Source organism: Clavibacter rahimiani, assembly GCF_052654495.1.
Genome location: NZ_CP199790.1, coordinates 2,724,951 through 2,748,112, shown reverse-complemented (window position 1 = coordinate 2,748,112; position 23,162 = coordinate 2,724,951). Strand labels below are relative to the sequence as shown.

The following is a 23,162-nucleotide window of genomic DNA, read 5'->3' as shown; positions in this document are numbered from 1 at the left end:
CGCTACCAGCGGGCGACGGGCGGCAGGCCGTCGTCGTCGAGGTCGCCCTCGCGGACCCGCGTGCGGCCCTTGCGACCACGGGGGCCGGGCTGGTGCGGCGGCTCGGGCTTGTCGGGATCGGCGGTCGGATCGCCGGGCTGCTCCAGCTGCATCGCGAGCGCACGGAGCCGGGCGTCCATCTCCGCGTGCGCGGCGGCCGCGTCGCTCGGGCGGGCCGGATCCTCGTCCGGGTCGGCGGGCATGCGCGTGGCCTGCGCGAGCGGCAGGGCGTCGGCCTCGGCCTCGGCGAGTCGGCGGGCACGACGGCGGGATGCGAGGATCCCGAACGCGCCCACGGAGATCTGGAACGCGCCGAGCCAGCCGGACGCGTCGTTGACGGGGGCGACCACGTGCCAGGCGCCGAGCGCGATCCAGCCGATGTTGACCCACATCGGCCATGCGAACCCCGTCGGGCGCGCGCCCTCGCGCGGCTCGTCCGTGCCGCGTCCCTCGTCGCTCATGCCGTTCCTCCGTGCCGCCCCGCCTGTGACCGCGAGTGTGTCACGGCAGGTCGTGAGCGGCCTGGAGCCAGACGAACGTGCGCGGGCTGAGCACGATGCCCTTCGTCAGGCGGAGGCGCTCGTCGCGCACGAGGTCGACGGCGTGCTCGGCGAAGCCGCCGAGCGTCTCCGCGGAGACCGTCGCGGGCTCGTCGCCGAGGTTGGCGAGCACGAGCACCGTGCCGTCCTTGTGCGGGCGCTGGTAGCCGAGCACCCGCGGGTCCTTGGCGTCGAACCCGACGACGCGCGTGCCGCCGAGCGCGGGCGTGGCGCGGCGGACGGCCACGAGGCGGCGGACGCCCGCGTGGATGACGCCCGTGCTCGTGGTGCGGTCGTCGCGCTGGTCGTAGCGCTCGAAGGGGTAGAGCGGGCGGTTGACCCAGCGGCTGTCCTCCGCGTGCGCGGGCACGTCGTCGTAGCCGTAGTCGTTGATCTGGCCGACCTCGTCGCCGAGCACGATGAGCGGCAGGCCGCCCGTGCTGAGCGCGACGGAGTGGGCGAGGAGGATCCGCTCGACCGCGCCCGGGTCGTCCTGCTCGAGCCCCGCGAGGGACGCCGTGGTTCCGGCGACCGCGCCGTCGGCGTGCCAGATGCCGCGCGCGTGGCTGCCCGGGAAGCGGCCCACGTGGTAGTCGGCGAGGAAGCGGCGGTGCTCGTCGGGATCGATGCCGAGGGCGCGCGCGTCCTCGTCGTCGAAGGCCCAGCGGAGGGCGTCGTGGCTGCGGACGCGGGCGATCCACGCGGATCCGGCGGGCGCCTCGCCGCGCCGGGCCAGCGCCCGGGAGAGGAGGGACGCGGACCGGGTGGCGAGCGCCTCCCAGACCAGCGCGGTGAGCGCGGGATCCTCGGCGAGGCGCACGGCGTCGCCGTCGAGGAGGTCGGCGCCGCCGCGGGGCTCGGCCTCGGCGGCGACGGCCAGCGCGAGGGCCGGCGCAACCCGACGGGCGAGGGCGCCGATCACGCGGAGGAGGGCGGCGCGGTCGGCGGCGGGGCGGTCGCCGAGGACGGCGGCCGGGTCCACGCGCACGACGTCCGCGCCCACGGCGGCGAGGGCCACCGCCTCGCGGACGGCGGCGCCGACGCGGTCGGCGGGCGAGGCGTCGGGATCCGCGGGGGAGAGGTCGACGGCGAGCGTGAGGCCGGCGTCGTGCAGTGCGTCGACGAGCGCGGCCAGGTCGTCGGCGGATCCGAGGCCCGCGCGCACGCGCACGCCCGGCGCGAGGAGAGCGTCCCGGTCGTCGTCGGTCGTCCGCTCGGCGACGGGCGTGACCTGCAGGTGCGTGAGCCCCAGGTCGCGGAGGGCGGGGATCCGCGCGACGAGTCCGCGGAGGTCGTCGGCGTAGCGGTCGACGTAGCAGACGCCGCCGGTGCGGCGGTCGAGGTCGAGGGACGCGGGCGGGGTGCGACGGGCGCGCACCTCGCGGAGGTCGGCGGCGAGGGAGTCCGCCAGGGCGTCGGCGTCGGCGTCGTCGCCGAGGAGCGGGCGGAGGTCGGCGGCGAGGGCGTCGCGGTCGACCGGGGGCGCCTCGGCGGGTGCCGCGGGGGCGGCCGCGTCGTCCGGGCGCGCGTCGTCGTGGTCGTGTCCGCCTGCCGCGGGATCGGTCGTGAGCGCTGTGCTCCCCATGCTCGGTCCTTCCTCCGCATCCGGCGGGCGACGTCGCCCGATCCCCCGATCCTACGGGCGGGGGGTGCCCGTGACCGGCGGATCCGTTCGTGCCCTCCGCTTTTCCTCGCTCGGCGGCCAGGTGCGCGCCCGGCCGGGCTGTCCGCGCGCCCTCGGCGGGCGGCTCCCGCCTCGCATCGGCACGCCCGCCCGGGTAGGCTCGACCTCGTCGCGACTGGCGTTCGGATGGGTCACCATCGGGGAGCGACTCACACGGTTGGTGGCCGTACGCCTGGGCCACGACGCATCCGCTCGTCCACCGTGCACAAGGAGTCCCATGCCCGTCGACCAGTCCTTCAACGCCTCCCTCTCCGAGGTCGATCCCGAGATCGCGGCCGTCCTCGAGCAGGAGCTCGGCCGCCAGCGCGGCACCCTCGAGATGATCGCCAGCGAGAACTTCGTGCCGCGCGCGGTGCTGCAGTCGCAGGGATCCGTGCTCACCAACAAGTACGCGGAGGGCTACCCGGGCCGCCGCTACTACGGCGGCTGCGAGTTCGTCGACGTCGCCGAGCAGCTCGCCATCGACCGCGCGAAGAGCCTCTTCGGCGCCGAGTTCGCCAACGTCCAGCCGCACTCCGGCGCCACGGCCAACGCGGCCGTCCTCGCCGCCATCGCGCAGCCGGGCGACACGATCCTCGGCCTCGAGCTCGCGCACGGCGGCCACCTCACGCACGGCATGAAGCTCAACTTCTCCGGCAAGCTCTACGACGCCGCGGCCTACGGCGTGGACCCCGACACCTTCCTCATCGACATGGACGTCGTGCGGGAGAAGGCGCTCGAGCACCGCCCGCAGGTCATCATCGCCGGCTGGTCGGCGTACCCCCGCCACCTCGACTTCGCCGCCTTCCGCTCCATCGCGGACGAGGTCGGCGCGAAGCTCTGGGTCGACATGGCCCACTTCGCCGGGCTCGTCGCCGCCGGCGTCCACCCCTCGCCCATCCCCTACGCGGACGTCGTCTCCTCCACCGTGCACAAGACCCTCGCGGGTCCCCGGTCCGGCGTGATCCTCAGCCGCGACACCGCGCTCGCCAAGAAGCTCAACTCGGCCGTGTTCCCGGGCCAGCAGGGCGGGCCGCTGATGCACGTCATCGCCGCCAAGGCCACGGCGTTCAAGATCGCGGCCACGGAGGAGTTCGCGGACCGCCAGCGCCGCACCATCCAGGGCGCGCAGATCCTCGCCGAGCGCCTCACGGCCGCCGACTCCACCGAGGCCGGCGTCTCCGTGCTCACGGGCGGCACCGACGTGCACCTCGTGCTCGCGGACCTCCGCCACTCCGAGATCGACGGCAAGCAGGCGGAGGACGCGCTGCACGAGGTCGGCATCACGGTGAACCGCAACTCGGTGCCGTTCGACCCGCGCCCGCCCATGGTCACCTCCGGCGTCCGCATCGGCACGTCGGCGCTCGCGACCCGCGGCTTCGGCGAGGCCGAGTTCACCGAGGTGGCGGACGTCATCGCGGAGACCCTGAAGCCCGGCAGCGACCTCGCGAGCCTCCGCGCCCGCGTGCTCACGCTCACCGACGGCTTCCCGCTCTACGAGGGCCTCACCCAGTGACCGCGGTCGTGCTCGACGGCGTCGCGACCGCGTCGGCCGTCAAGTCGGAGCTGGCCGTGCGGATCCGCGCGCTCCGGGAGCAGGGGCTCGTCCCCGGCCTCGGCACGCTCCTCGTGGGCGACGACCCGGGATCCCGGTCGTACGTCGCGGGCAAGCACCGCGACTGCGCCGAGGTGGGCATCGAGTCCATCCGCGTCGACCTCCCGGCCGACGCGAGCGAGGCCGACGTGCGCCTGGCCATCGAGCGCCTGAACTCGGACCCGGCCGTCACCGGCTACATCGTGCAGCTGCCGCTGCCCGCGGGCATCGACGAGAACGCGATGCTCGAGCTCATCGACCCGTCGAAGGACGCGGACGGCCTGCACCCGGCGAACCTCGGGCGCCTGGTGCTCGGCGTCCAGGGCGAGCTGACCTCGCCGCTGCCGTGCACGCCCGCCGGCATCGTCGAGATGCTCCAGCGGTACGACGTGCCCATCGCGGGCCAGCACGTGGTCGTCGTCGGCCGCGGCCTCACGGTCGGCCGCCCGCTCGGCCTGCTGCTCACGCGCAAGGGCCTCGACGCCACCGTGACGCTCACGCACTCTCGCACGCGCGACCTCGAGCAGGAGGTCCGCCGGGCGGACATCGTGGTCGCGGCCGTCGGCGTCGCGCACCTGATCCAGCCCGGGTGGGTGAAGCCGGGCGCCGCGGTGCTCGACGTCGGGATCACGCGCGTCGTGGATCCGGAGACCGGAAAGGCGCGCCTCACGGGCGACGTCGACCCGGCCGTCGCCGAGGTCGCCGGGCATCTGTCGCCGAACCCGCGCGGCGTGGGTCCCATGACGCGCGCGATGCTGCTCGTCAACGTGGTGCTGGCCGCCGAGCGCGACGCGCGCCTGGCCGCCGAGCTGCGCGGCTGACGGCGCTCGCCGCGATCGAGCGGCGGCGATGCAGGAGGGGACGGCCGGTCAGGCCGTCCCCTCCTCGCGTGCGGGGTCCGTCGACGCGGCCAGGAGCACGGCCGGCGTCGGGATCGTGCCCGCGTGCAGCCGTGCGTTCTCGACGTAGTGCGCGGCGTTCGCGCGGAGCCCGGCGACCTCCTCGTCGGTGAGCTCGCGCCGCACCTTCCCGGGCACGCCCGCGACCAGCGAGCGCGGCGGGATCACCTGCCCCTCGAGCACGACGGTGCCGCCCGCGAGCAGCGACTCCCGGCCGACGACCGCGCCGTTCATCACGGTGGCGGACATGCCGACGATGCAGTCGTCCTCGACGGTGCAGCCGTGCAGCACGGCGTTGTGGCCGACGCTCACGCCCGAGCCGACGGTGAGCGGGAAGCCCGCGTCGACATGGCAGCTCACGTTGTCCTGCAGGTTGGAGCCGGCGCCGATCACGATGTCCGCGGCCTCGGCGCGCAGCACGGCGTTGAACCAGACGCTGGATCCGGCGCCCAGCGTCACCCGCCCGACCACGCGCGCACCGGCGGCCACGAGGGCGTCGGGGGCGATGTCGGGAGCGGGCGACCCGGGGAGCGCGCGGACGGTGGCCTGGGGGTCGACGGTCATGCCGCCAGGGTAGGCCGCGGGCGCATGCGCGTGCCCCGCTCCATGGGTGCGAAGCCCACCGCGACGTAGGCGTCCCACGGCGCGCGGTAGTACGGCAGCGGGGAGGCGTTGATGAACACCTCGCGGCCGTCCAGCTCGGCGACGCGGCGGGAGACGTCGAGCGCGAGGATCCCCGCGAGCCCCCGCCGCCGGTGCTCGGGCACGATGCCGAGCGGCTCGAGCTCCGCCCATCCGGTGGTCGGGTCGAGCCAGGCGGTGCAGGTCCCGGCGAGCGAGCCGTCCGGCGCCTCGATCACGAGGTCGAGGTCGCGTCGGTAGACGGGTGCGAGGCGCATGGCGGCGTAGGCGTCGGCGTCGAACCGGCTCTCGGCGTCCGGGTCGATGCCGTCGCCGGATCCGTCGGTGAAGGGCAGGTGGACCGGCTTCCATGCGCGGCGGTGCGCGTCGACCTTCGCCCGCTCCTCGCCGTCCGCGACCGGGCGGATCCGGTACCCGGCGGGCGCCCGCGCGCCGGCGTCGCGGGCGGCATGGCGGAGCCCGGCGAGCGGGATCGCCTCGTCGACGAAGCCGCGGTCCGCGAGGATCCCGCGCAGCCGCTCCTGCCCGCGGTGGACGGCGACGCTCGCGGACGCGCCAGCGGCCGCGTCGAGGAGCCAGGCCGCCAGCAGATCGGTCGTCGCGTCGTCGCCGGGTCCGCACTCGACGCGCGCGTCGTCCGGCGAGGAGGCGGCCCAGCCGATCACCGCGCCGGCGTCGTCGCGGACCACGGCGATCCGCGCGGGCAGCTGCCCGGTGGCGGCCTCCCACGCGAAGCCACCGGGGTGGGTCGACGCGGGGAACCACGCGGGGAGCGCACGCGCGATGTCCCGCACGGCATCGCCCCGGTCGTCCGTGATCTCGGTCAGGCCGGGGGTCCGTCGCATGCGCCCGAGCCTAGGGGCGGCGCCGCGCGAGCGCCCCGCGCCCTACTGCTCCGCCTTCGCCCCGTCCGACGGCGTGACCGTGAAGACGGTCGGGCCGGTGTAGCCGTGCTCCGCGAAGGCGCCGTCGATGGCGACCTGCAGGCGCGAGAGGGAGTCGACGTCGATCAGCGCGATGGCCGATCCGCCGAAGCCACCGCCGGTCATGCGCGCGCCGATCGCGCCCTCGTTCTGCGCCACCTCGACCGCGAGGTCGAGCTCGGGGACGCTGATCTCGAAGTCGTCGCGCATGGAGCGGTGGCTCGCGTCGAGCAGCTCGCCGATGGCGCGCGGGCCCTCCTCGCGGAGCGCGCGCACGGTGTCGAGCACGCGCTGGTTCTCGGTGACGATGTGGCGCACGCGGCGGAACGTCTCGTCGTCGAGCACCTCGCGGGCGCGCACCAGGTCGTCCACGGAGAGGTCGCGGAGGGACGTGACGCCCATCAGGCGCGCCCCCGTCTCGCACGACTCGCGACGTGCGCGGTAGCCGCCGTCGGCGTGCGCGTGGGCCACGTGCGTGTCGATCACGGCGATGGTCAGGCCGGCGGCCTCGAGCCCGAGCGGGATGACCTCCGCGTCGAGCGAGCGGCAGTCGAGGAACACGCCCGCGTCCTGGCGGCCGAGGAGGCTCGCGGACTGGTCCATGATCCCGGTCGGCGCGCCCACGATCTCGTTCTCGGCGAGCTGCCCCACCGCGGCGAGGGTGGGCCGGTCGAGGCCCAGGCGCCAGATGTCGTCGAGCGCGAGGGCGACGGATCCCTCCAGCGCGGCCGACGAGGACAGGCCGGCGCCCACGGGCACGTCGCTGTCGATGAACACGTCGAAGCCGGGCACGGCGGCGAGGTCGGCCCCGCGCTGCCCGAGGGCCCACGCGACGCCGAGCGGGTAGGCCTGCCAGCCCTCGATGCGCTCGCCGGTGAGGTCGGCGAGGCGCGCCTCCACGACCTCCTCGGAGAAGGAGCTCGCCAGGCGGATCCGGTCGTCGTCGCGCGGCGCGAGCGCGATGACCGTGCGGCGGTCGATCGCGAACGGGAACACGAAGCCCTGGTTGTAGTCGGTGTGCTCGCCGATGAGGTTCACGCGCCCGGGCGCGGACCACACGCCGTGCGGCTCGGTGCCGAAGCGCTGGCGGAATCCCTCGCGCACGTCGTCTCGGATGTCGGTCATGCGTCCTCCACTGCCTTCCGGATCATCTCCGCCGCCTTCTCGGGCGGCACGTCGCCGATCCAGGCGCCCATGGCCGCCTCGGATCCGGCCAGGAACTTGAGCTTGTCGGCCGCGCGTCGCGGCGAGGTGATCTGCAGCATCAGGCGGATCTCGTCCCGGTGCGCGTCCACGGGCGCCTGGTGCCAGGCGGCGATGTACGGCGTGGGGGTGTCGTAGAGCCGGTCCATGCCCTGCAGCAGCTTCAGGTACATCGTGGCGAGCTCGTCGCGCTCGGCGTCGGTCGTCTCGGCGAGGTCGGGCACGTGCCGGTGGGGGAGCATGTGCACCTCCACGGGCCAGCGCGCCGCGAACGGCACGAACGCGGTGAAGTGCTCGCCGCGGAGCACGACGCGCTCGGACGCCTGCTCGGTCTCGAGGATCCGCTGGAACAGGCCCGGCCCGAAGCGCTCGATCGACTCGACGAGGCGGCGCGTGCGCGGCGTGACGTAGGGGTAGGAGTAGATCTGCCCGTGCGGGTGGTGGAGCGTGACGCCGATGGCCTCGCCGCGGTTCTCGAACGGGAACACCTGGCGGATGCCGGGCATCGCGGAGAGGGCGCGCGTGCGTTCGGCCCACGCCTCCACCACGGTGCGGGCGCGAGACGGCGTGAGGCCGCTGAACGAGCCGGTGTGCTCGGGGCTGAAGCAGACGACCTCGCAGCGGCCGACCGAGGTGCGGGTGCGCTCGACGCCGACGGAGGTGAGGTCGTCGTCGTCGACGGGTGCGTCGACGCCCGCGGTGTCCGCGAGCGCCGGGCCGAAGGACGGCGACTTGTTCTCGAAGACCGCGACGTCGTACATGCTCGGGATCTCGGACGGGTTGGTCGCGCTCGCCGGGGCGAGGGGATCCAGCTCCGCCGGCGGCAGGTGCGCGCGGTTCTGGCGCGCGGCCGCGATCGACACCCACTCGCCCGTGAGCACGTCCTGCCGCATCGTCGCGGTGGGCGGGCGGGGCGCGGCGGGGCGGGCGTCGACGGCGCGCTCGGGCGGCAGGGTCGTGTCGGCGTCGTCGAAGTAGACGAGCTCGCGGCCGTCGGAGAGCAGCGTGCGGCGCTGCGTGATCCCGGACGGCGACGTCGTGACGGTCTGGTCGGCATGCATGATCCCCCGATCCTACGGGCTCGCGCGGCCGGGATCTGCGCTCGCGAAAGGCCGGCTTGCGTTCCGGCAACCCGGTGGTGGAGGCTCGCGGCATGGCCGACGACACCGCATCCGTCCCCGCGGGGACCCGCCGCTCCCGGATCCTCGCGGCGCTCGCCGACCGCGGCTTCGCGACCGTCGCCGAGCTGGCGGCCGACGCCGGCGTCTCCGCGGTCACGATCCGCGCCGACCTCGACGCGCTCGCCGACTCCGCCGCCGTGCAGCGCGTGCACGGCGGCGCGGTCCTCCGCTCGGGCCTCGGCGCCCGCGAGCAGAGCCTCGAGGTCACGTTGGAGTCCGCCGCCGACGCCAAGCGCGCCATCGGCCGGGCCGCCGCCGACCTCGTCGAGAGCGGGCAGAGCGTCCTGCTCGACGTCGGCAGCACGACGCTCCAGGTGGCCCGGGCGCTCGTCGCGCGGGAGGACCTCGTCGACGTCACGGTGATCACGAACGGGCTCACCCTCGCGCTGGAGCTCGAGCGCGCCATGCCGCGCTTCACCGTCGTCGTCACGGGCGGCACGCTCCGGGCGCTGCAGCACAGCCTCGTGGATCCGCTCGCCTCGGTCGTGCTCGACCGCCTGCACCCCGACGTCGCGTTCATCGGCTGCAACGGCATCGACGTCGACCGCGGCGTGACGAACGTCAACCTGCCCGAGGCGGAGGTGAAGCGGCGGATGGTCGACGCGAGCGCCCGCACGGTGGTCGTCGCGGACGGCGCGAAGCTCGGCCGCACGCACCTGGGGTCGGTCGCGCCGCTCGACCTCGTCGACACGCTCCTCACCGACGACGGCGCGGACCCGCAGGAGCTCGCCCGTCTCCGCGACGCGGGCCTCCGGATCGTCCAGGCCGGCCGGTCGCCCGGGGCCGGACGGCCGTAACGTGGATCCCATGAGACCCGTCACCGGAGACCAGCACCACCTCGTCCACGCCGGCCCGTCCGGTGAGCTGCGCGCCACCGTCGTGCAGCTCGCGGCCGCCATCCGCGGCCTGACCCTCGACGGCGTCGACCTCGTCGAGCCGTACGGCGAGGACCTCGTGGCGCCCATGGGCGCCGGCATGGTGCTCGTGCCCTGGCCGAACCGCATCCGCGGCGCCCGCTACGAGCTCGACGGGAAGGCGCAGTCGCTCGACGTCTCCGAGCCCTCGCTCGGCAACGCCTCGCACGGGCTCCTCCGCAACACCGGCTACGCCGCGTCCGACCGGGCCGACGACCGCGTGACCCTCTCGGCGACCGTCTTCCCTCAGCACGGCTACCCATTCCTGCTCGACACCTCCGTCACGTACCGGCTCGCCGACGACGGCCTCGTCGTCACGCACCGGATCCGCAACGACTCGGAGGCCCCTGCTCCCGTCGCGGTCGGGGCGCACCCCTACCTCGCGATCGGCGGCGTGCCGTCGTCCGAGCTCACGCTCACCGTCCGCGCCGACACGTGGTCCGAGGTCGACGACGCGCTGATCCCCGTCGCCGACCACCCCGTCGACGGCGCCGACGAGGACCTCCGCCGGGGCCGCGTCGTCGGCGAGCTCGACCTGAACACGGGCTACGGCGACGTGCACGTGGTCGACGGCACCAGCCGCCACGGCCTCACGGCGCCCGACGGCCGCGGCGTCGAGCTGTGGGCTGACGCGTCCTTCCGCTTCCTGCAGGTCTACACGCCGCGCGAGTTCCCGACGCACGGACGCCAGGCCGTCGCCATCGAGCCGATGACGGCGCCCGCGGACGCCTTCAACTCCGGCGTCGGCGTGCGGCGCCTCGAGCCCGGCGAGGAGTGGACGCTCAGCTGGGGGATCCGCGCGACCGGCTTCTAGCCCTCGTCCTCCTGCGCCCACTGCAGCGCCACGCGCCGCGTGTACTGCTCCAGCGCGATCCGGTTCTCCTCGGGCTCGCGCAGCCCGTCGATGTAGGCGAGCAGCCGTCCCACGACCCCGGACAGGTACTGCACGCCCCGGTCGTCGTGCTCCTCGAGCGCGGTCCTCAGCAGGTCGTACCGCTCGCTCGTCTCCTCGGCGGTCAGCATCGCGATCACGAGTTCGTCGGCCTGCATGCTCATGCGCTCCAGCATCGCACCGCCTCGCGGCACGGGGACGGGTCGGCCGCGCAGCACGGTCCGGGCGGGCCGCATCGGAGCCCTCGCCGGCACCGGCGGCACGCCACCCCCGAACTGGGCGTTACGCTCCGGCGCGCGGGGGCCCACCCTGGCCCTACCCAGCGTGGTGGGCCGGAGCTCGGGGGAGCGCATCCGGCACGACGCAGCTGAACCCGACAGCACGGTCACCCGGAAGGCCCCCTTGTCCCTCGCGCGCGCCCGATCCACCTCGTCCACCGTCACCCCGCCCCCTGCAGCTCCTTCCGCAGCCGCGCCCGTGGTCGCCCCCACCGGGGACGCGTCCGCGCCACCACGGCGCGGATCCGCCGCGCTCGGTCGGCGGTCCGTGCTCCTCGCCGCCATGGGTGCGACCGCGGGGGTCGCCGCCGTGGCCGCCCCCGTCGTGGCGCCGCCCGCGTCGGCCGCCGTCGTCGGCGACCAGACGCGCGTCTACTATCCGGAGCAGTTCGGCTTCGTGCCGTCGGCCGCCGACCACACGAAGGCCATGAACGCGTTCTTCGCGGCCCTGCAGAAGACCGGCGGCCGGGGGATCCTGCCGCCCGGCGAGATCCGCGTCACCTCCACCGGCATCGACTACTCGAGCGCCATCTGGCCCAAGCAGCCCCTCTCCGGGGCGCCGTACGGGTACCCGGCCATCTCCATCGAGGGCTACGGGCGGCGCGTCACGACCATCCGGCAGATCGCGGGATCCACCGGCGACGTCTTCAAGGTGCAGGGCAAGATCGGCGCCGACTCCGGCCCCGCCGCGAACAACAAGGCCACGGTCACGCTCAGCGGCTTCAGCATCACCGGCACGCGCACGGGCCGCCACGGGCTGTACCTGCGCTCGCTGCTGCACTGCCGGATCACCGACATCGAGCTGAACGCCACGGGCGGCGCGGGCGTCTACTTCGCGCGCACGAACTTCACCGCGGCGAACGACGAGTACTCGTACGCCAACGTGATCGAGGGCCTCCGCGTCATCGCGGCCGGCACCTGGGGCGTCGACTGCGACGGCGTCAACGCCATCGACATCGTCATGCGCGACACCGAGATCGTGAACTGCGTGGCGGGCGGGATCCGCATCGCCCCCACCAACGCGCGCTTCGAGAACACGCGCGTCATCGGCTGCGGGGCCGGCAACAAGGCGGCGCGCGGCTTCCTCGCGATCCCCACCAGCAACGCGTCGTCCATGGTCTCCGAGCTCGGGATCAACGGCATGCGCCTCGAGGGCAACTCGGGCGCGGGCGGGTACCAGATGGAGATCGGCGCGGGCGTCGGGGCCACCGTCGTCGGCTACAACATCGTGACGGGCGGCGACCTCGGCGCCCACGGCATCGGCGTCGGCCTGGTCGACCAGGGCACGCGGTTCGCGCAGGACACGCTCGTCGGCCGCGGCACCATGTTCATGACGCCGACGAAGTACCCGTCGCAGCGGGTCGTGGTGGTGGGCAAGTACGCCCGTGACACCCGCGTCGAGCGCCCGTCCCTCCCCAACAACCCCGACACCCCCTTCGCGTCCGTGGTCACCGACGGCGGCGTGCGCAGCATCGACGGCTTCGGCCGGCCGCTGACCGCGGTGGCGACGCCGACGCCGACCCCCACGCCGACTCCCACGCCGACTCCGACGCCGGCGCCGACCCCGGCTCCCGCGCTGACCCCCGCTCCCGCCGCGACGGCCTGATCACCCGGCGTCCGGCGCCCCGCAGGCGGCGCCGAGCGCAGGGGACACCGTCCGTCCACGGGCACGCGGCGCAGACGTCCTCCGGTGCCGACCGGCGGCGCGATGCGGCTGCCCCATGGACGGCGCAGCGCGGAAGTGGGCCCCGTCGGGCTCGAACCGACGACCCAGGGATTAAAAGTCCCTTGCTCTACCAACTGAGCTAGAGGCCCGCGTCCCCGATGCTACGGGACGGCGGATGCGCCATCAGAGCCGGTCGACGTCGCGCGAGGAGCCGCGGCGCACGACGGCGCCCGCGACGAGCGTCACCACCACGAGGAAGATCCCGACGCCGACGAGCCACGCCAGCGCCTTCACGACGAAGCCGACGACGACCAGGACGAGCCAGAGGGCCACCAGGCCGAGGACGAAGCGCATGGATCCAGCCTACGGCCGCCGACCGGACGCGAGCCCGACGACGGGCGCCCCACCCGGCGTACGCTTGCCGGGATGTCCGGCGAATACCACAAGCCCACCAAGTTCTCCGGGTCCAAGTTCGAGAGCATGCTCGGCGGCGAGGACCCCGCCACGATCAGCCGCGTGGCCCACGAGACCGCGTCGGCCCTGCTGGCGCGCGTGCGCGCCGATCCCGACCCCGCCGTCGTCGAGCGCCTCATCGCGTACACCGACGAGCACGGCATCGACGCGGTCGCCGAGCTCTGGTCCCGCGCGAGCCCGAGGAGCCTGCCGGGGGCGCTCTGGCGGCTGTACCTGATGCGCGCCCTCATCCGCCAGGATCCCGACGGCATCAGCCTGCTCTACCAGCGCGGCACCGAGGTGGCCACGACCATCGACCAGGTCGTCGCCGGCGCCACCGCGCCGACGGGGCCGGCGGAGATCATGGACCTCGCCGACAGCATCCTCCGCGGCCTCTTCACGGGCGACTTCGCCGTCGCCCTCGACCGCGCGGGCGCCTTCAGTCGCCTGGCCGCGCTCGGCGCCACGAGCGTCGCGGACGACCTCGACGCGACGGCCTCGCCCGAGCGCGCCGGCGACCTCACCACCCGCGCCCTCCGCCTCTCGCAGATGGCGGTCGACCTCGCGCAGTGCGCCCGGCTCTGGCGGAGCGACCGGCTCGACTGATCCCGGCCGCGGCCACGACTCGGCCCCGGCGCGCGCCGCGGATCCGCACCGTTCGCTGTGAGCGCGATCCCGGGGACGACAGTCCGCGCCGACTCGGTTACAGTAGACGAGGTCGGGCCGCAGTAACCCCGGGCTCCAATATTCGCCGCTCCGAGCGGCCTCGCGCCGAGAGGCGTTCTGCGGCCCGGCTTCCCTCTTCCCCCTCCTCGCCGGAGGGTCGGCCCCCACGTGAGCGGCCGCCACGACCGGCGGGCCGTCGCGTCCTCATCCGCGGCCCCTGTGACCAATCCGCGCCGCCATCCGCGCCGAAGAGTCATCGTGAGGCGGTCACCCGCCTCGCACCCGTCACCCGCGAGGGTGCGACCCGCATCGGTCGGATCCTGTCGCGTGGCAGGCCGCCCGGCCATCCCAGATGTCCCGCATGCGGGGCCCGGCCGATGCGGGGCGACGCACCGCGCGGCCGACGTCCATCACCCGAACCACGACCGGAAGCACCAGATGACCTCCCCGCTGCACGACCCCAGCTCGCCGGGCCCCGCCCTGCCTGCATGCGGAACGCACGTGCGTCTGGGATGCTGGGGTTCGTGCCTTCATCGATCGAGCGTCCCGACCTGCCAGGGCCGGCGGACCCCGAGTCGAAGGAGGCCCTCCTCGGCCGCGTCGCCCAGGGCGACAGGCGCGCCTTCTCGGAGCTCTACGACCAGCTCGCCCCCCGCGTCCTCGGCCTCGTCCGACGTCTGCTCGTCGACCACGCGCAGTCGGAGGAGGTCACGCAGGAGATCTTCCTCGAGATCTGGCAGTCCGCTTCCCGCTTCGACCCCGCGAAGGGCGCAGCGACCACGTGGGTCCTCACCATGGCCCACCGCCGCGCGGTCGACCGCGTGCGCGCCTCCCAGTCGAGCCGTGACCGCGATGTCCGCATCGGCATCCGCGACCACGAGAACGGCTACGACCAGGTCTCCGAGACCGTCGAGATCAGCATCGAGCACGAGAGGGTGAAGAAGGCGATGACGAAGCTCACCGAGATCCAGCGCCAAGCCGTCTCCCTCGCGTACTACGGCGGCTACAGCCACAGCGAGGTCGCCTCCATGCTCGACGTGCCCATCGGCACCGTGAAGACGCGCCTGCGCGACGGCATGATCCGCCTGCGCGACGAGATGGGGGTCGCATCATGACCGCCGACGACGAACTGCGCACCCTCACCGCGGCCTACGCGCTCGGCGCCGTGGACGCGGACGAGGCGGCCGAGTTCGAGGCCCTCCTCGAGCGCGACCCGGCTCTCCGCGCCGAGGTCGAGGAGCTGCGGTCCACCGCGGCCGACCTCGCCTGGACCACCGAGCCGGTGACCCCGTCGCCGCGCCTCAAGTCCGACCTCATGGCCATGCTCGATGCCACGCCGCAGCTCCCGCCCCTCCACGTCCCCACCGCCGTCCCGGACGAGGAGCGTCAGCCCGCGCCCGTAACCGAGCTGCGCCCGGCCGCGCGGCCCGTCGCAGCGCCGTCGGCGCCCCAATCGAGCGCACCGCGTGAGCGCCTCGGATCCGCGTCCGCCCGCGCCTCCGAGCGCTGGTTCCGCAAGCCGGGCGCCCTGATCGGCGTGGCCGCGGCCGCCGTCGTGCTCGTCGTGGGCGGCGTGGTCGTCGGAACGAACGTGGGTGGCCCCGGCAGCTCGCAGGCGCCCGTCGCCTCGGCGTACGAGCGGGTCACGACCGCGTCCGACGTGGTCATCGACAAGCGCGACGTCGTCGGCGGCGGCACCGCCACCGTCTACTTCTCGGCATCCGAGGCCAAGACGGCGGTCGTGCTCAACGACGCGTCACCGCTGCCCGAGGGCCGCGTCCTGCAGCTCTGGTACGTCGGCCAGTCCGGCCCCGTCTCCGCCGGCGTCATGCCGTCCGAGGGCGGGGCGGGTCACGCCGTCCTCGAGGGCGCGTACACGCCCGGCGACACCGTGGCCATCACGGTCGAGCCCGCGGGCGGATCCGAGCAGCCCACCACCGAGCCCATCGTGGCGGTCACCAGCACCTGATCGGCCGCACGGCCCGCATGCGACGACGGCCCCGCATCCTCCAGAGGATGCGGGGCCGTCGGTCTCGGTGCGGGGATCAGCCGAAGCGGCCGCTGACGTAGTCCTCGGTGGCCTGCACGCTGGGCTTGGAGAACATCGTGGTGGTGTCGTCGTACTCGATGAGCTTGCCCGGCTTCCCGGTGCCCGCGATGTTGAAGAACGCGGTGCGGTCCGAGACGCGGCTGGCCTGCTGCATGTTGTGGGTCACGATGACGATCGTGTACTGCGCCTTGAGCTCCTCGATGAGGTCCTCGATGGCGAGCGTGGAGATCGGGTCGAGCGCGGAGCACGGCTCGTCCATCAGGACCACGTCGGGCTGCACGGCGATGGCGCGGGCGATGCAGAGGCGCTGCTGCTGGCCGCCGGAGAGGCCCGAGCCCGGCAGCGCCAGGCGGTCCTTCACCTCGTTCCAGAGGTTGGCGCCCATGAGGGACTGCTCGACGAGCGCGTCCGCGTCGCCCTTGGAGATCTTGCGGTTGTTCAGCTTCACGCCCGCGAGCACGTTGTCGCGGATCGACATCGTGGGGAACGGGTTCGGCCGCTGGAAGACCATGCCGACCTGACGGCGCACGAGCACCGGGTCGACGCCCGGGCCGTAGAGGTCGTTGCCGTCGACGAGGACCTCGCCCTCCACGTACGCGCCGGGGATGACCTCGTGCATGCGGTTGAGCGTGCGGAGGAAGGTCGACTTGCCGCAGCCGGACGGGCCGATGAAGGCGGTGACGGTGCGGGGCTCGATCCGCAGGTTGACGTCCTCGACCGCCTTGAACTTGCCGTAGTAGACGTTCAGGTCGTTGACTTCGATGCTCTTGGACAAGGGTTTCCTAACCGTTCGGGTTCGTGGGCCGGGGGAGCGGGGGCTAGCGGCCGAGCTTGGGGGCGAAGAGGCGCGCGATGAGGCGCGCGATGACGTTGAGCGCCATGACGATGAGGATGAGCACGAGCGCACCCGTCCACGCCCGGTCGACGTAGGCCGCGGCATCCGCGCCCTGGTCGGCGTACTGGCGGAAGACGAAGACCGGCAGGGTCATCATCTGGTCCTTGAAGGGGTTGTAGTTCATCCCCTGCGTGAAGCCGGCCACGATGAGCAGCGGCGCGGTCTCGCCGATGACGCGGGCGATCGCGAGCATGACGCCCGTGACGATGCCGGCGAGCGACGTGGGCAGCACGATCTTCACGATCGTGAGCCACTTCGGCACGCCCAGCGCGTAGGAGGCCTCGCGGAGCTCGTTCGGCACCAGCCTCAGCATCTCCTCGGCGCTGCGGACGACCACGGGGATCATCAGCACCGCGAGCGCGAGCGCGCCGCCGAAGCCCATGCGGACACCCGGGCCGAGGAACAGCACGAGCAGCGCGTAGGCGAAGAGGCCGGCGACGATGGAGGGGATGCCCGTCATCACGTCGACGAAGAAGGTGATGGCGCGGGCGAGGCGGCCGCGGCCGTACTCGACCAGGTAGATGGCCGACATGAGGCCGACGGGGATGGAGATGACCGCGGCGATGGCCGTGATGATCAGCGTGCCCATGATCGCGTGGAGCCCGCCGCCGCCCGCGCCCACCACGTTGCGGAGGCTCGAGTTGAAGAACAGCGGGTCGAAGCGCGCGGCGCCGTTCGTGACGGCGGTGAGGACGAGCGAGACGAGCGGGATGAGGGCCAGCACGAACGCGACCGTCACGAGGATCGTGATGACGCGGTCCTTCGCCTTCCGCTCGCCCTCCACGGCGAGCGAGATGCAGAACAGGGCGACCCCGAACAGGAGCGTGCCGAAGACGGCGGTGCCCACGAGGTTGAACTCCTCCGCGGCGCCCGAGAGCACGAGCACCAGGAAGATGACGGCCATCACGAGCCACGACGCGAGGAAGATCGCGGGGGCCGTGAAGCGGTGCAGCTTGCCGGCGGTGAGGGAGTTGGGCAGCGTGCTCGCGACGGGCCGCGTGCGGGAGGGGGCTGTCGTCGCCATTAGTTCGCTCCGGAGAAGGCCTTGCGGCGGCTGATGATGTAGCGGGCCAGCATGTTCACGGCCAGCGTGATGATGAAGAGCATGAGGCCCGAGGCGATCAGCTCGTTGATCTTGAGGCCGTACGCCTCGGGGAAGCTCAGCGCGATGTTCGCGGCCACCGTGTTCGAGTTCGTCGACTGGAACCAGGCGAAGTTCACGACCGCGGCGGGGGAGAGGACGATCGCGACCGCCATCGTCTCGCCGAGCGCACGGCCGAGGCCGAGCATCGAGGCCGAGATGATGCCGGGGCGACCGAAGGGCAGCACGGCCGTCTGGATCATCTCCCAGCGCGTGGCGCCGAGTGCGAGCGCCGCCTCCTCGTGCAGCTTCGGGGTCTGGAGGAAGACCTCGCGGCACAGCGCGGTGACGATCGGCAGGATCATGACGGCGAGGACGACCGCGACCGTGAAGATCGTGCGGCCGGTGCCCGAGACGGGGCCGGCGAAGAGCGGGAACCAGCCGAACGTGTCCGTGAGGAACGCGTAGAAGGGCTGGAGGAAGCGGGCGAGGACCGTGATGCCCCAGAGGCCGAAGACCACGGAGGGCACGGCGGCCAGGAGGTCGATGATGTAGCCGAGGCCCTGGGCGAGCCGGCGGGGCGCGTAGTGCGAGATGAAGAGCGCGATGCCGACGGCGACCGGGACGGCCATGACCATGGCGAGCGCGGCGGCGTACACGGTGCCGAACATCAGCGGCCCGACGAAGCCCCAGAAGCCGCCGCCGCCGGAGACCTCGGCGGGCGGTGCGGTGAGGGCCGGGATGCTCTGCACGATGAGGAAGAGCGCGACGGCCGCGAGGATCACGAGGATCAGCATGCCGGAGCCGGAGGACAGGCCGGAGAAGACGCGGTCGGCCAGGCGGGCCTTGGCCTTCACGTCCTGGGAGCTGCGGGGAGCGACGGCCGCGTCGCGCGGCCGGTCGGACTCGGGAGCCTCGGGAGGCTGCGGGGCGGCGGTCGTCATGGGTCGGGATCCCTACGTCGAGATGGTGGAGCTGGGAGCGGCGGGCCGCCCGTGGGAGCGCCCCCTGACCCGCGCGGACGCGGATCAGGGGGCGGACAGCGGGTGCTACTTGATGGACTCGACCGCGGTCTTGACCTGCGCGGCGACCGTCTCGGAGAGCGGCGCGGCGCCGGCCTCGTCCGCGGCGACCTGCTGGCCCTCGGTGCTGGTCACGTAGCCGAGGTAGGCCTTGACGAGCTCGCCGACGGCGGGGTCCTTGTACTCCTGGCAGGCGATGAGGTAGCTCACCAGGACGATCGGATAGACGCCGGCCTCGGTGGTGGAGTAGTCGAGGTCGAAGACCACGTCGTTCTCCTCGCGGCCCTCGGCCTCGGGGGACGCCTCGACGACGGCCGCTGCGGCCTCCGGCGAGAAGCCGACGAACTCGTCGCCGACCTTGATCTTGGCGGTGCCCAGCTCGCCGGCACGCGACGCGTCGGCGTAGCCGATGACGTTGGTGCCGCCGGTGACGGCGTCGACGACGCCCGAGGTGCCCTGGGCAGCCTCGCCGCCCTCGTAGGGCCACACGCCGTCGGGCTCCGCGTCCCACACGTCCGCCGCGGTGGCGTTGAGGTAGGTCGCGAAGTTCTCGGTGGTGCCCGAGTCGTCCGAGCGGTGCACGGCGGTGATCGCGGCGTCGGGCATCGTGGCGTCGGGGTTGAGCGCGGCGATGGCCGGGTCGTTCCACTTCGTGATGGTGCCCTTGAAGATGCCCGCGGCGGTGGCCGGGTCGAGGTTCAGCTCGTCGACGCCGTCGATCTGGAAGATCATGGCGATCGGGGAGATGTAGGCGGGGACGTCGATCGGCTTGGTGCCGTCGGCGCACTGGCCGAAGGTGCCCTCGAGCTCGTCGGTCTTCAGCGCGCGGTCGGAGCCGGCGAAGTTGGCGTTCTGGCCGCCGGCCATGAAGGCCTCGCGACCGGCGCCGGAGCCGTCGGGGGAGTAGTTGAGCGTGACGCCGGAGTTGGCCGTCTGGAACGCGGCGATCCAGGCCTCCTGGGCCGAGCCCTGCGAGGAGGCGCCGATGCCGTTGAGCGTGCCCTCAAGCGTGGAGGCGGACGGGGCGCCGGCGCCACCCTCGGCGGGGGCCTCGTTGGCCGCGCAGGAGGAGAGGGCGAGGGCGGTGACGGCGGCGAGCGCTGCTGCGCTGCCGAGACGCGAGATCTTCACGTGATGGAGCCTTCCGGGTATTTCGTGCTGTGAGGGGGCCGGTGCGAGCCCCTCGGAGACGCTATGTCGGGCTCTTGTCCGGATCGGCCGATATCGGTGAACGGAAGGTGAACAGACCGCGCGGATCGGCACGGGCTCAGCCGGACGGGCGGACAGTTGTCGGTCGGGCTGCGCTCAGTCGCCGGATCGGCGCACCTCGGCGGTCAGGCGGACGGGCCGTAGCTCTCCACCGCGAGGATCCCAGCCTCCGGGTCGGACGCCGACAGGTGCACCACCGAGAACTCGGCGGGCGACAGCATCCCCGCGCGCGGCATCCGGCTCGCACGCGGCGTCTCCGTGGCGAGCGCGATCTCGTGCAGGATCTCGGGCAGCACGGGGCTGTGGCTGCACAGCACGGCGCTCCGCGCCTTGCGCACGCGCTTCGCGACGGTCTCCCGCACGGATCCGCCGTCCGTCTCGTAGGCGTCCTGGCTGATGCCCGCGTCCTCCTTCACCCGGCGGCCGAGCGCCTCGGCGAGGGGCGCGACCGTCTGCAGGCAGCGCTCCGCGGTGCTGCTCGTGATGACGCGCGGCCCGAACGCGGCGAGGGTCGGGACGATGGACCGCGCCTCGCCCTGGCCGCGCGCGCTGAGCGGTCGGGACGCGTCCGGCCCGTCCCACTCGTAGGGCTGCACGGCGTGGCCGTGCCGCAGCGCGATGAGCGCGAACGAGCGGTGCGACCCGGTCTCCACGAGGCCCGCGAACAGGTCGAGGATGTCGATCTCGCCCGGGTAGTCGAGGCGCTTGCGGGCGTTGGGGATCGACACCCACTCGATGCTCTCGACCTCGTGGCCCGGCTCGAAGCGGCCGGCCTCGACGGCGGCCTCCGTGGCCTCGGCGGCCCAGTAGCTCACCGACTTGCGGCGACCGCCCGAGATGCCGTACTCGATGGCGCCGAGCGGCACGCCGAGCGCGATCCGGAGGCCCGTCTCCTCGTGCACCTCGCGGACGGCGGTCTGCGGCAGCGTCTCGCCGGGATCGACCTTGCCCTTGGGCAGCGACGTGTCACGGCGGCGGGTGCGGTGGATGATGAGCACCCGGATCCGCCCCTCGACGACGCGCCAGACGACGGCGCCGGCGGCGAGGACGGTGGGGGCGGTTCTCACGCCTCCCACGCTAGCCGGGTCGGCGGCGGCGGGCCGACCGCCCGGCGCGGCCCCGCTCAGCGGAGCGGTGCTCAGCGGAGCACGCGACGCTTGCGCTTGGCCACGATGCCCATGACCGCGGTCTGCAGGTCCTCCAGCGTCGTGCCGTCCTCGGCCTTGTTGCGCCGGGTCCACTCACCGGCGGAGTCGAGCACCCACGCCGACGTCGTGTCGGCCATGGCGCGGTCGAAGAGGTCCTCGATCTCCTGCAGGTGCGCGGGGTCGACGAGCCGGACGAGCGCCTCGACGCGGCGGTCGAGGTTGCGGTGCATCATGTCGGCGCTGCCGATGTACGTGGCCTGGTCGCCGCCGTTGACGAAGGAGAACACGCGCGAGTGCTCGAGGTACCGGCCGAGGATCGACCGCACCTCGATGTTCTCGCTGAGGCCCGGCTGGCCCGGGGTGAGCGAGCAGATGCCGCGCACCCAGACCTGCACGGGCACGCCCGCGTTGCTGGCCCGGTAGAGCGCGTCGATGATCTTCTCGTCGACGATGGAGTTGACCTTGATCCGGATGCCGCTGGGCTTCCCGTCGAGGGCGTTCTGCGTCTCCACGGCGATGCGCTTGAGCAGGCCCTTCCGCAGGTGCAGCGGCGCGACGAGCAGGCGCTTGAACTTCTTCTCGATGCCGTAGCCCGACAGCTCGTTGAACAGGCGCGTGAGGTCCTTGCCCACGACGTCGTCCGCGGTGAGCAGCCCGAGGTCCTCGTAGATGCGGCTCGTCTTGGGGTTGTAGTTGCCCGTCCCGATGTGGCTGTAGTGCCGGAGCACCCCGCCCTTCTCCTGGCGGATCACGAGCGCGAGCTTGCAGTGCGTCTTGAGCCCGGCGACGCCGTAGACCACGTGCACGCCGGCCTTCTCGAGCTTGCGCGCCCAGGTGATGTTGGCCTGCTCGTCGAAGCGCGCCTTGATCTCCACCAGCGCGAGGACCTGCTTGCCCGCCTCGGCCGCGTCGATGAGCGCCTCGACGATGGGGCTGTCGCCGCTCGTGCGGTAGAGCGTCTGCTTGATGGCGAGGACGTGCGGATCCGCCGCGGCCTGCTCGAGGAACGCCTGCACGCTCGTGGTGAAGGACTCGTAGGGGTGGTGGAGCAGGATGTCCTGCTGCGCGATGGACCGGAAGATGTCGGCGCGCGAGTTGTCCTCGCCGGGCTTCAGCGCGACCGCCGTCGTGGGCACGTTGTTCGGGTAGTGCAACGCCGGCCGGTCGAGCTTGGCGAGGTCGAACAGGCCGCCCAGGTCGAGCGGGGAGGGGAGCGTGAACACCTCCTGCTCGGTGATGTCGAGCTCGCGCATGAGCAGGTCGAGCGTGACCGCGTCCATGTCGTCCGAGATCTCGAGGCGGATGGGCGGGCCGAACCGGCGTCGCAGCAGCTCCTTCTCGAGGGCCTGGATGAGGTTCTCGGTCTCGTCCTCCTCGATCTGCACGTCCTCGTTGCGCGTGACGCGGAAGACGTGGTGCTCGACGATCTCCATGCCGGGGAACAGCGTCTGGAGCTGGTTCGCGATGAGGTCCTCGAGGGCGATGAAGTCGATGGGACCCGAGCGGGTGTCCGGCGAGAGCGGCATGAAGCGCGGCAGCATCTGCGGCACCTTGATGCGGGCGAACTCCTGGCGGTTGGTCTTGGGGTTGCGGATGCGCACCGAGAGGTTGAGCGACAGGCCCGAGATGTAGGGGAACGGGTGCGCGGGGTCGACCGCGAGCGGCATGAGCACGGGGAAGACCTGCTCGGAGAACAGCTCGTGCAGGCGGTCCTGCTGCGCCTCGTCGAGGGAGTCCCAGCGGACGATGCGGATGCCATGCTCCTCGAGCGCCGGGCGGACGCTGTCGTTGAAGGCCGCCGCGTGGCGGACCTGGAGCCGGTAGGCGGTCTCGTTGATGGCGGAGAGCACCTCGGAGGGCGTCCGGCCGATGTTAGTGGGGACCGCGAGGCCCGTCGCGATGCGGCGCTTGAGGCCGGCGACGCGGACCATGAAGAACTCGTCGAGGTTGCTCGCGAAGATCGCGAGGAAGTTGGCGCGCTCGAGGACCGGCAGCTCCGGGTCCTCGGCGAGCTCCAGCACGCGGCGGTTGAAGGCCAGCCAGCTCAGCTCCCGGTCGAGGAAGCGCCCCTCGGGGAGGGTCCCGTCGTCCTCGAGGATCTCGTCCTCGTCGAAGTCGTCCAGGGATTCGGCGACCGCCTTGGCATCGCCGATGTACGTCTCGCTGTCCATCCGCCCATCATGGCATCGCGGTGCGCGGTCCGGC

General features: G+C 73.2%; 22 protein-coding genes, 1 tRNA gene and 1 riboswitch. Of the genes, 8 read left to right on the top strand and 15 right to left on the bottom strand.

Going from position 1 to position 23,162, the window contains the following annotated elements:
• Window positions 1–2 precede the first annotated feature (2 nt).
• Together ACT7CP_RS13020 and ACT7CP_RS13015 are read right to left on the bottom strand one after the other, a co-directional pair.
• Window positions 3–500 (bottom strand): hypothetical protein, encoded by a 498-nt coding sequence (locus ACT7CP_RS13020; RefSeq protein ID WP_445442545.1) that lies wholly within the window; start codon window positions 498–500, stop codon window positions 3–5.
• 40 nt (window positions 501–540) lie between these two features.
• A complete protein-coding gene (locus tag ACT7CP_RS13015; protein WP_445442544.1) occupies window positions 541–2,163 on the bottom strand; it encodes an alpha-amylase family glycosyl hydrolase in 1,623 nt (540 codons plus the stop codon).
• 200 nt (window positions 2,164–2,363) lie between these two features.
• Window positions 2,364–2,447, top strand: a riboswitch (ZMP/ZTP riboswitch).
• Window positions 2,448–2,479: 32 nt separating this feature from the next.
• On the opposite strand from ACT7CP_RS13015, the gene glyA reads away from it, so the two are divergent.
• The gene (gene glyA / locus ACT7CP_RS13010; protein ID WP_445442543.1) at window positions 2,480–3,757 is read left to right on the top strand and encodes a serine hydroxymethyltransferase; all 1,278 of its coding nucleotides are present in this window, start codon (window positions 2,480–2,482) and stop codon (window positions 3,755–3,757) included.
• A complete protein-coding gene (locus ACT7CP_RS13005; RefSeq protein WP_445442542.1) occupies window positions 3,754–4,656 on the top strand; it encodes a bifunctional methylenetetrahydrofolate dehydrogenase/methenyltetrahydrofolate cyclohydrolase in 903 nt (300 codons plus the stop codon). Before glyA ends, ACT7CP_RS13005 begins: the two co-directional genes overlap by 4 nt.
• 48 nt (window positions 4,657–4,704) lie before the next feature.
• Here the strand turns inward: ACT7CP_RS13005 and ACT7CP_RS13000 are convergent, their stop codons facing one another.
• The 4 genes from ACT7CP_RS13000 to galT are packed head-to-tail and all read right to left on the bottom strand — an operon-like array spanning window position 4,705 to window position 8,563.
• Window positions 4,705–5,298 (bottom strand): gamma carbonic anhydrase family protein, encoded by a 594-nt coding sequence (locus ACT7CP_RS13000; protein ID WP_445442541.1) that lies wholly within the window; start codon window positions 5,296–5,298, stop codon window positions 4,705–4,707.
• A complete protein-coding gene (locus tag ACT7CP_RS12995) occupies window positions 5,295–6,221 on the bottom strand; it encodes a GNAT family N-acetyltransferase (protein ID WP_445442540.1) in 927 nt (308 codons plus the stop codon). The genes ACT7CP_RS13000 and ACT7CP_RS12995 overlap by 4 nt, the downstream gene beginning before the upstream one ends.
• A gap of 42 nt (window positions 6,222–6,263) precedes the next feature.
• The gene (gene galK, locus ACT7CP_RS12990; protein ID WP_445442539.1) at window positions 6,264–7,424 is read right to left on the bottom strand and encodes a galactokinase; all 1,161 of its coding nucleotides are present in this window, start codon (window positions 7,422–7,424) and stop codon (window positions 6,264–6,266) included.
• Complete coding sequence (gene galT, locus ACT7CP_RS12985; RefSeq protein WP_445442538.1) at window positions 7,421–8,563, bottom strand: galactose-1-phosphate uridylyltransferase; 1,143 nt, start codon at window positions 8,561–8,563, stop codon at window positions 7,421–7,423. The genes galK and galT overlap by 4 nt, the downstream gene beginning before the upstream one ends.
• Window positions 8,564–8,655: 92 nt before the next feature.
• Between galT and ACT7CP_RS12980 the strand changes: the two genes are divergently transcribed.
• Both ACT7CP_RS12980 and ACT7CP_RS12975 read left to right on the top strand, forming a co-directional pair.
• The gene (locus tag ACT7CP_RS12980; RefSeq protein ID WP_445442537.1) at window positions 8,656–9,480 is read left to right on the top strand and encodes a DeoR/GlpR family DNA-binding transcription regulator; all 825 of its coding nucleotides are present in this window, start codon (window positions 8,656–8,658) and stop codon (window positions 9,478–9,480) included.
• 10 nt (window positions 9,481–9,490) lie between these two features.
• Window positions 9,491–10,411, top strand: a complete 921-nt coding sequence (locus tag ACT7CP_RS12975; protein ID WP_445442536.1) for an aldose 1-epimerase family protein — start codon at window positions 9,491–9,493, stop codon at window positions 10,409–10,411.
• On the opposite strand, the gene ACT7CP_RS12970 is transcribed toward ACT7CP_RS12975, so the two are convergent.
• A complete protein-coding gene (locus ACT7CP_RS12970) occupies window positions 10,408–10,653 on the bottom strand; it encodes a hypothetical protein (RefSeq protein ID WP_307506427.1) in 246 nt (81 codons plus the stop codon). The two genes, ACT7CP_RS12975 and ACT7CP_RS12970, sit on opposite strands and share 4 nt — an antisense overlap.
• A gap of 397 nt (window positions 10,654–11,050) precedes the next feature.
• Between ACT7CP_RS12970 and ACT7CP_RS12965 the strand changes: the two genes are divergently transcribed.
• The gene (locus ACT7CP_RS12965) at window positions 11,051–12,373 is read left to right on the top strand and encodes a hypothetical protein (protein ID WP_445442535.1); all 1,323 of its coding nucleotides are present in this window, start codon (window positions 11,051–11,053) and stop codon (window positions 12,371–12,373) included.
• Window positions 12,374–12,509: 136 nt separating this feature from the next.
• Here the strand turns inward: ACT7CP_RS12965 and ACT7CP_RS12960 are convergent.
• Both ACT7CP_RS12960 and ACT7CP_RS12955 read right to left on the bottom strand, forming a co-directional pair.
• Window positions 12,510–12,582: transfer RNA gene (locus tag ACT7CP_RS12960), tRNA-Lys, on the bottom strand.
• Window positions 12,583–12,616: 34 nt separating this feature from the next.
• Window positions 12,617–12,787 (bottom strand): hypothetical protein, encoded by a 171-nt coding sequence (locus ACT7CP_RS12955; protein ID WP_413964139.1) that lies wholly within the window; start codon window positions 12,785–12,787, stop codon window positions 12,617–12,619.
• Window positions 12,788–12,859: 72 nt separating this feature from the next.
• On the opposite strand from ACT7CP_RS12955, the gene ACT7CP_RS12950 reads away from it, so the two are divergent.
• The 3 genes from ACT7CP_RS12950 to ACT7CP_RS12940 all read left to right on the top strand — a co-directional run bounded on the left by ACT7CP_RS12950 (window position 12,860) and on the right by ACT7CP_RS12940 (window position 15,521).
• Complete coding sequence (locus ACT7CP_RS12950; protein ID WP_413964140.1) at window positions 12,860–13,492, top strand: DNA-directed RNA polymerase subunit beta; 633 nt, start codon at window positions 12,860–12,862, stop codon at window positions 13,490–13,492.
• Window positions 13,493–14,064: 572 nt separating this feature from the next.
• A complete protein-coding gene (locus ACT7CP_RS12945) occupies window positions 14,065–14,667 on the top strand; it encodes a sigma-70 family RNA polymerase sigma factor (protein WP_445442534.1) in 603 nt (200 codons plus the stop codon).
• Complete coding sequence (locus ACT7CP_RS12940; protein ID WP_445442533.1) at window positions 14,664–15,521, top strand: anti-sigma factor; 858 nt, start codon at window positions 14,664–14,666, stop codon at window positions 15,519–15,521. Before ACT7CP_RS12945 ends, ACT7CP_RS12940 begins: the two co-directional genes overlap by 4 nt.
• Before the next feature lie 76 nt (window positions 15,522–15,597).
• On the opposite strand, the gene pstB is transcribed toward ACT7CP_RS12940, so the two are convergent.
• From pstB to ACT7CP_RS12910, 6 genes are all read right to left on the bottom strand, one after another.
• Window positions 15,598–16,377: a phosphate ABC transporter ATP-binding protein PstB gene (gene pstB, locus ACT7CP_RS12935; RefSeq protein WP_307506439.1), complete on the bottom strand. Its 780-nt coding sequence runs from the start codon at window positions 16,375–16,377 to the stop codon at window positions 15,598–15,600.
• Window positions 16,378–16,420: 43 nt separating this feature from the next.
• Window positions 16,421–17,521 carry a phosphate ABC transporter permease PstA gene (gene pstA, locus ACT7CP_RS12930; protein ID WP_445442532.1) on the bottom strand — a complete coding sequence of 367 codons (1,101 nt, stop codon included), beginning with the start codon at window positions 17,519–17,521 and terminating at the stop codon, window positions 16,421–16,423.
• Window positions 17,521–18,522: a phosphate ABC transporter permease subunit PstC gene (pstC, locus tag ACT7CP_RS12925; RefSeq protein ID WP_445442531.1), complete on the bottom strand. Its 1,002-nt coding sequence runs from the start codon at window positions 18,520–18,522 to the stop codon at window positions 17,521–17,523. Before pstC ends, pstA begins: the two co-directional genes overlap by 1 nt.
• A gap of 105 nt (window positions 18,523–18,627) precedes the next feature.
• Window positions 18,628–19,731 carry a phosphate ABC transporter substrate-binding protein PstS gene (locus ACT7CP_RS12920; protein WP_445442530.1) on the bottom strand — a complete coding sequence of 368 codons (1,104 nt, stop codon included), beginning with the start codon at window positions 19,729–19,731 and terminating at the stop codon, window positions 18,628–18,630.
• A gap of 203 nt (window positions 19,732–19,934) precedes the next feature.
• A complete protein-coding gene (locus tag ACT7CP_RS12915) occupies window positions 19,935–20,876 on the bottom strand; it encodes an NUDIX hydrolase (protein WP_413964144.1) in 942 nt (313 codons plus the stop codon).
• Window positions 20,877–20,947: 71 nt separating this feature from the next.
• Window positions 20,948–23,128 carry an RNA degradosome polyphosphate kinase gene (locus tag ACT7CP_RS12910; RefSeq protein ID WP_413964145.1) on the bottom strand — a complete coding sequence of 727 codons (2,181 nt, stop codon included), beginning with the start codon at window positions 23,126–23,128 and terminating at the stop codon, window positions 20,948–20,950.
• Between the last annotated feature and the right edge of the window lie 34 nt (window positions 23,129–23,162).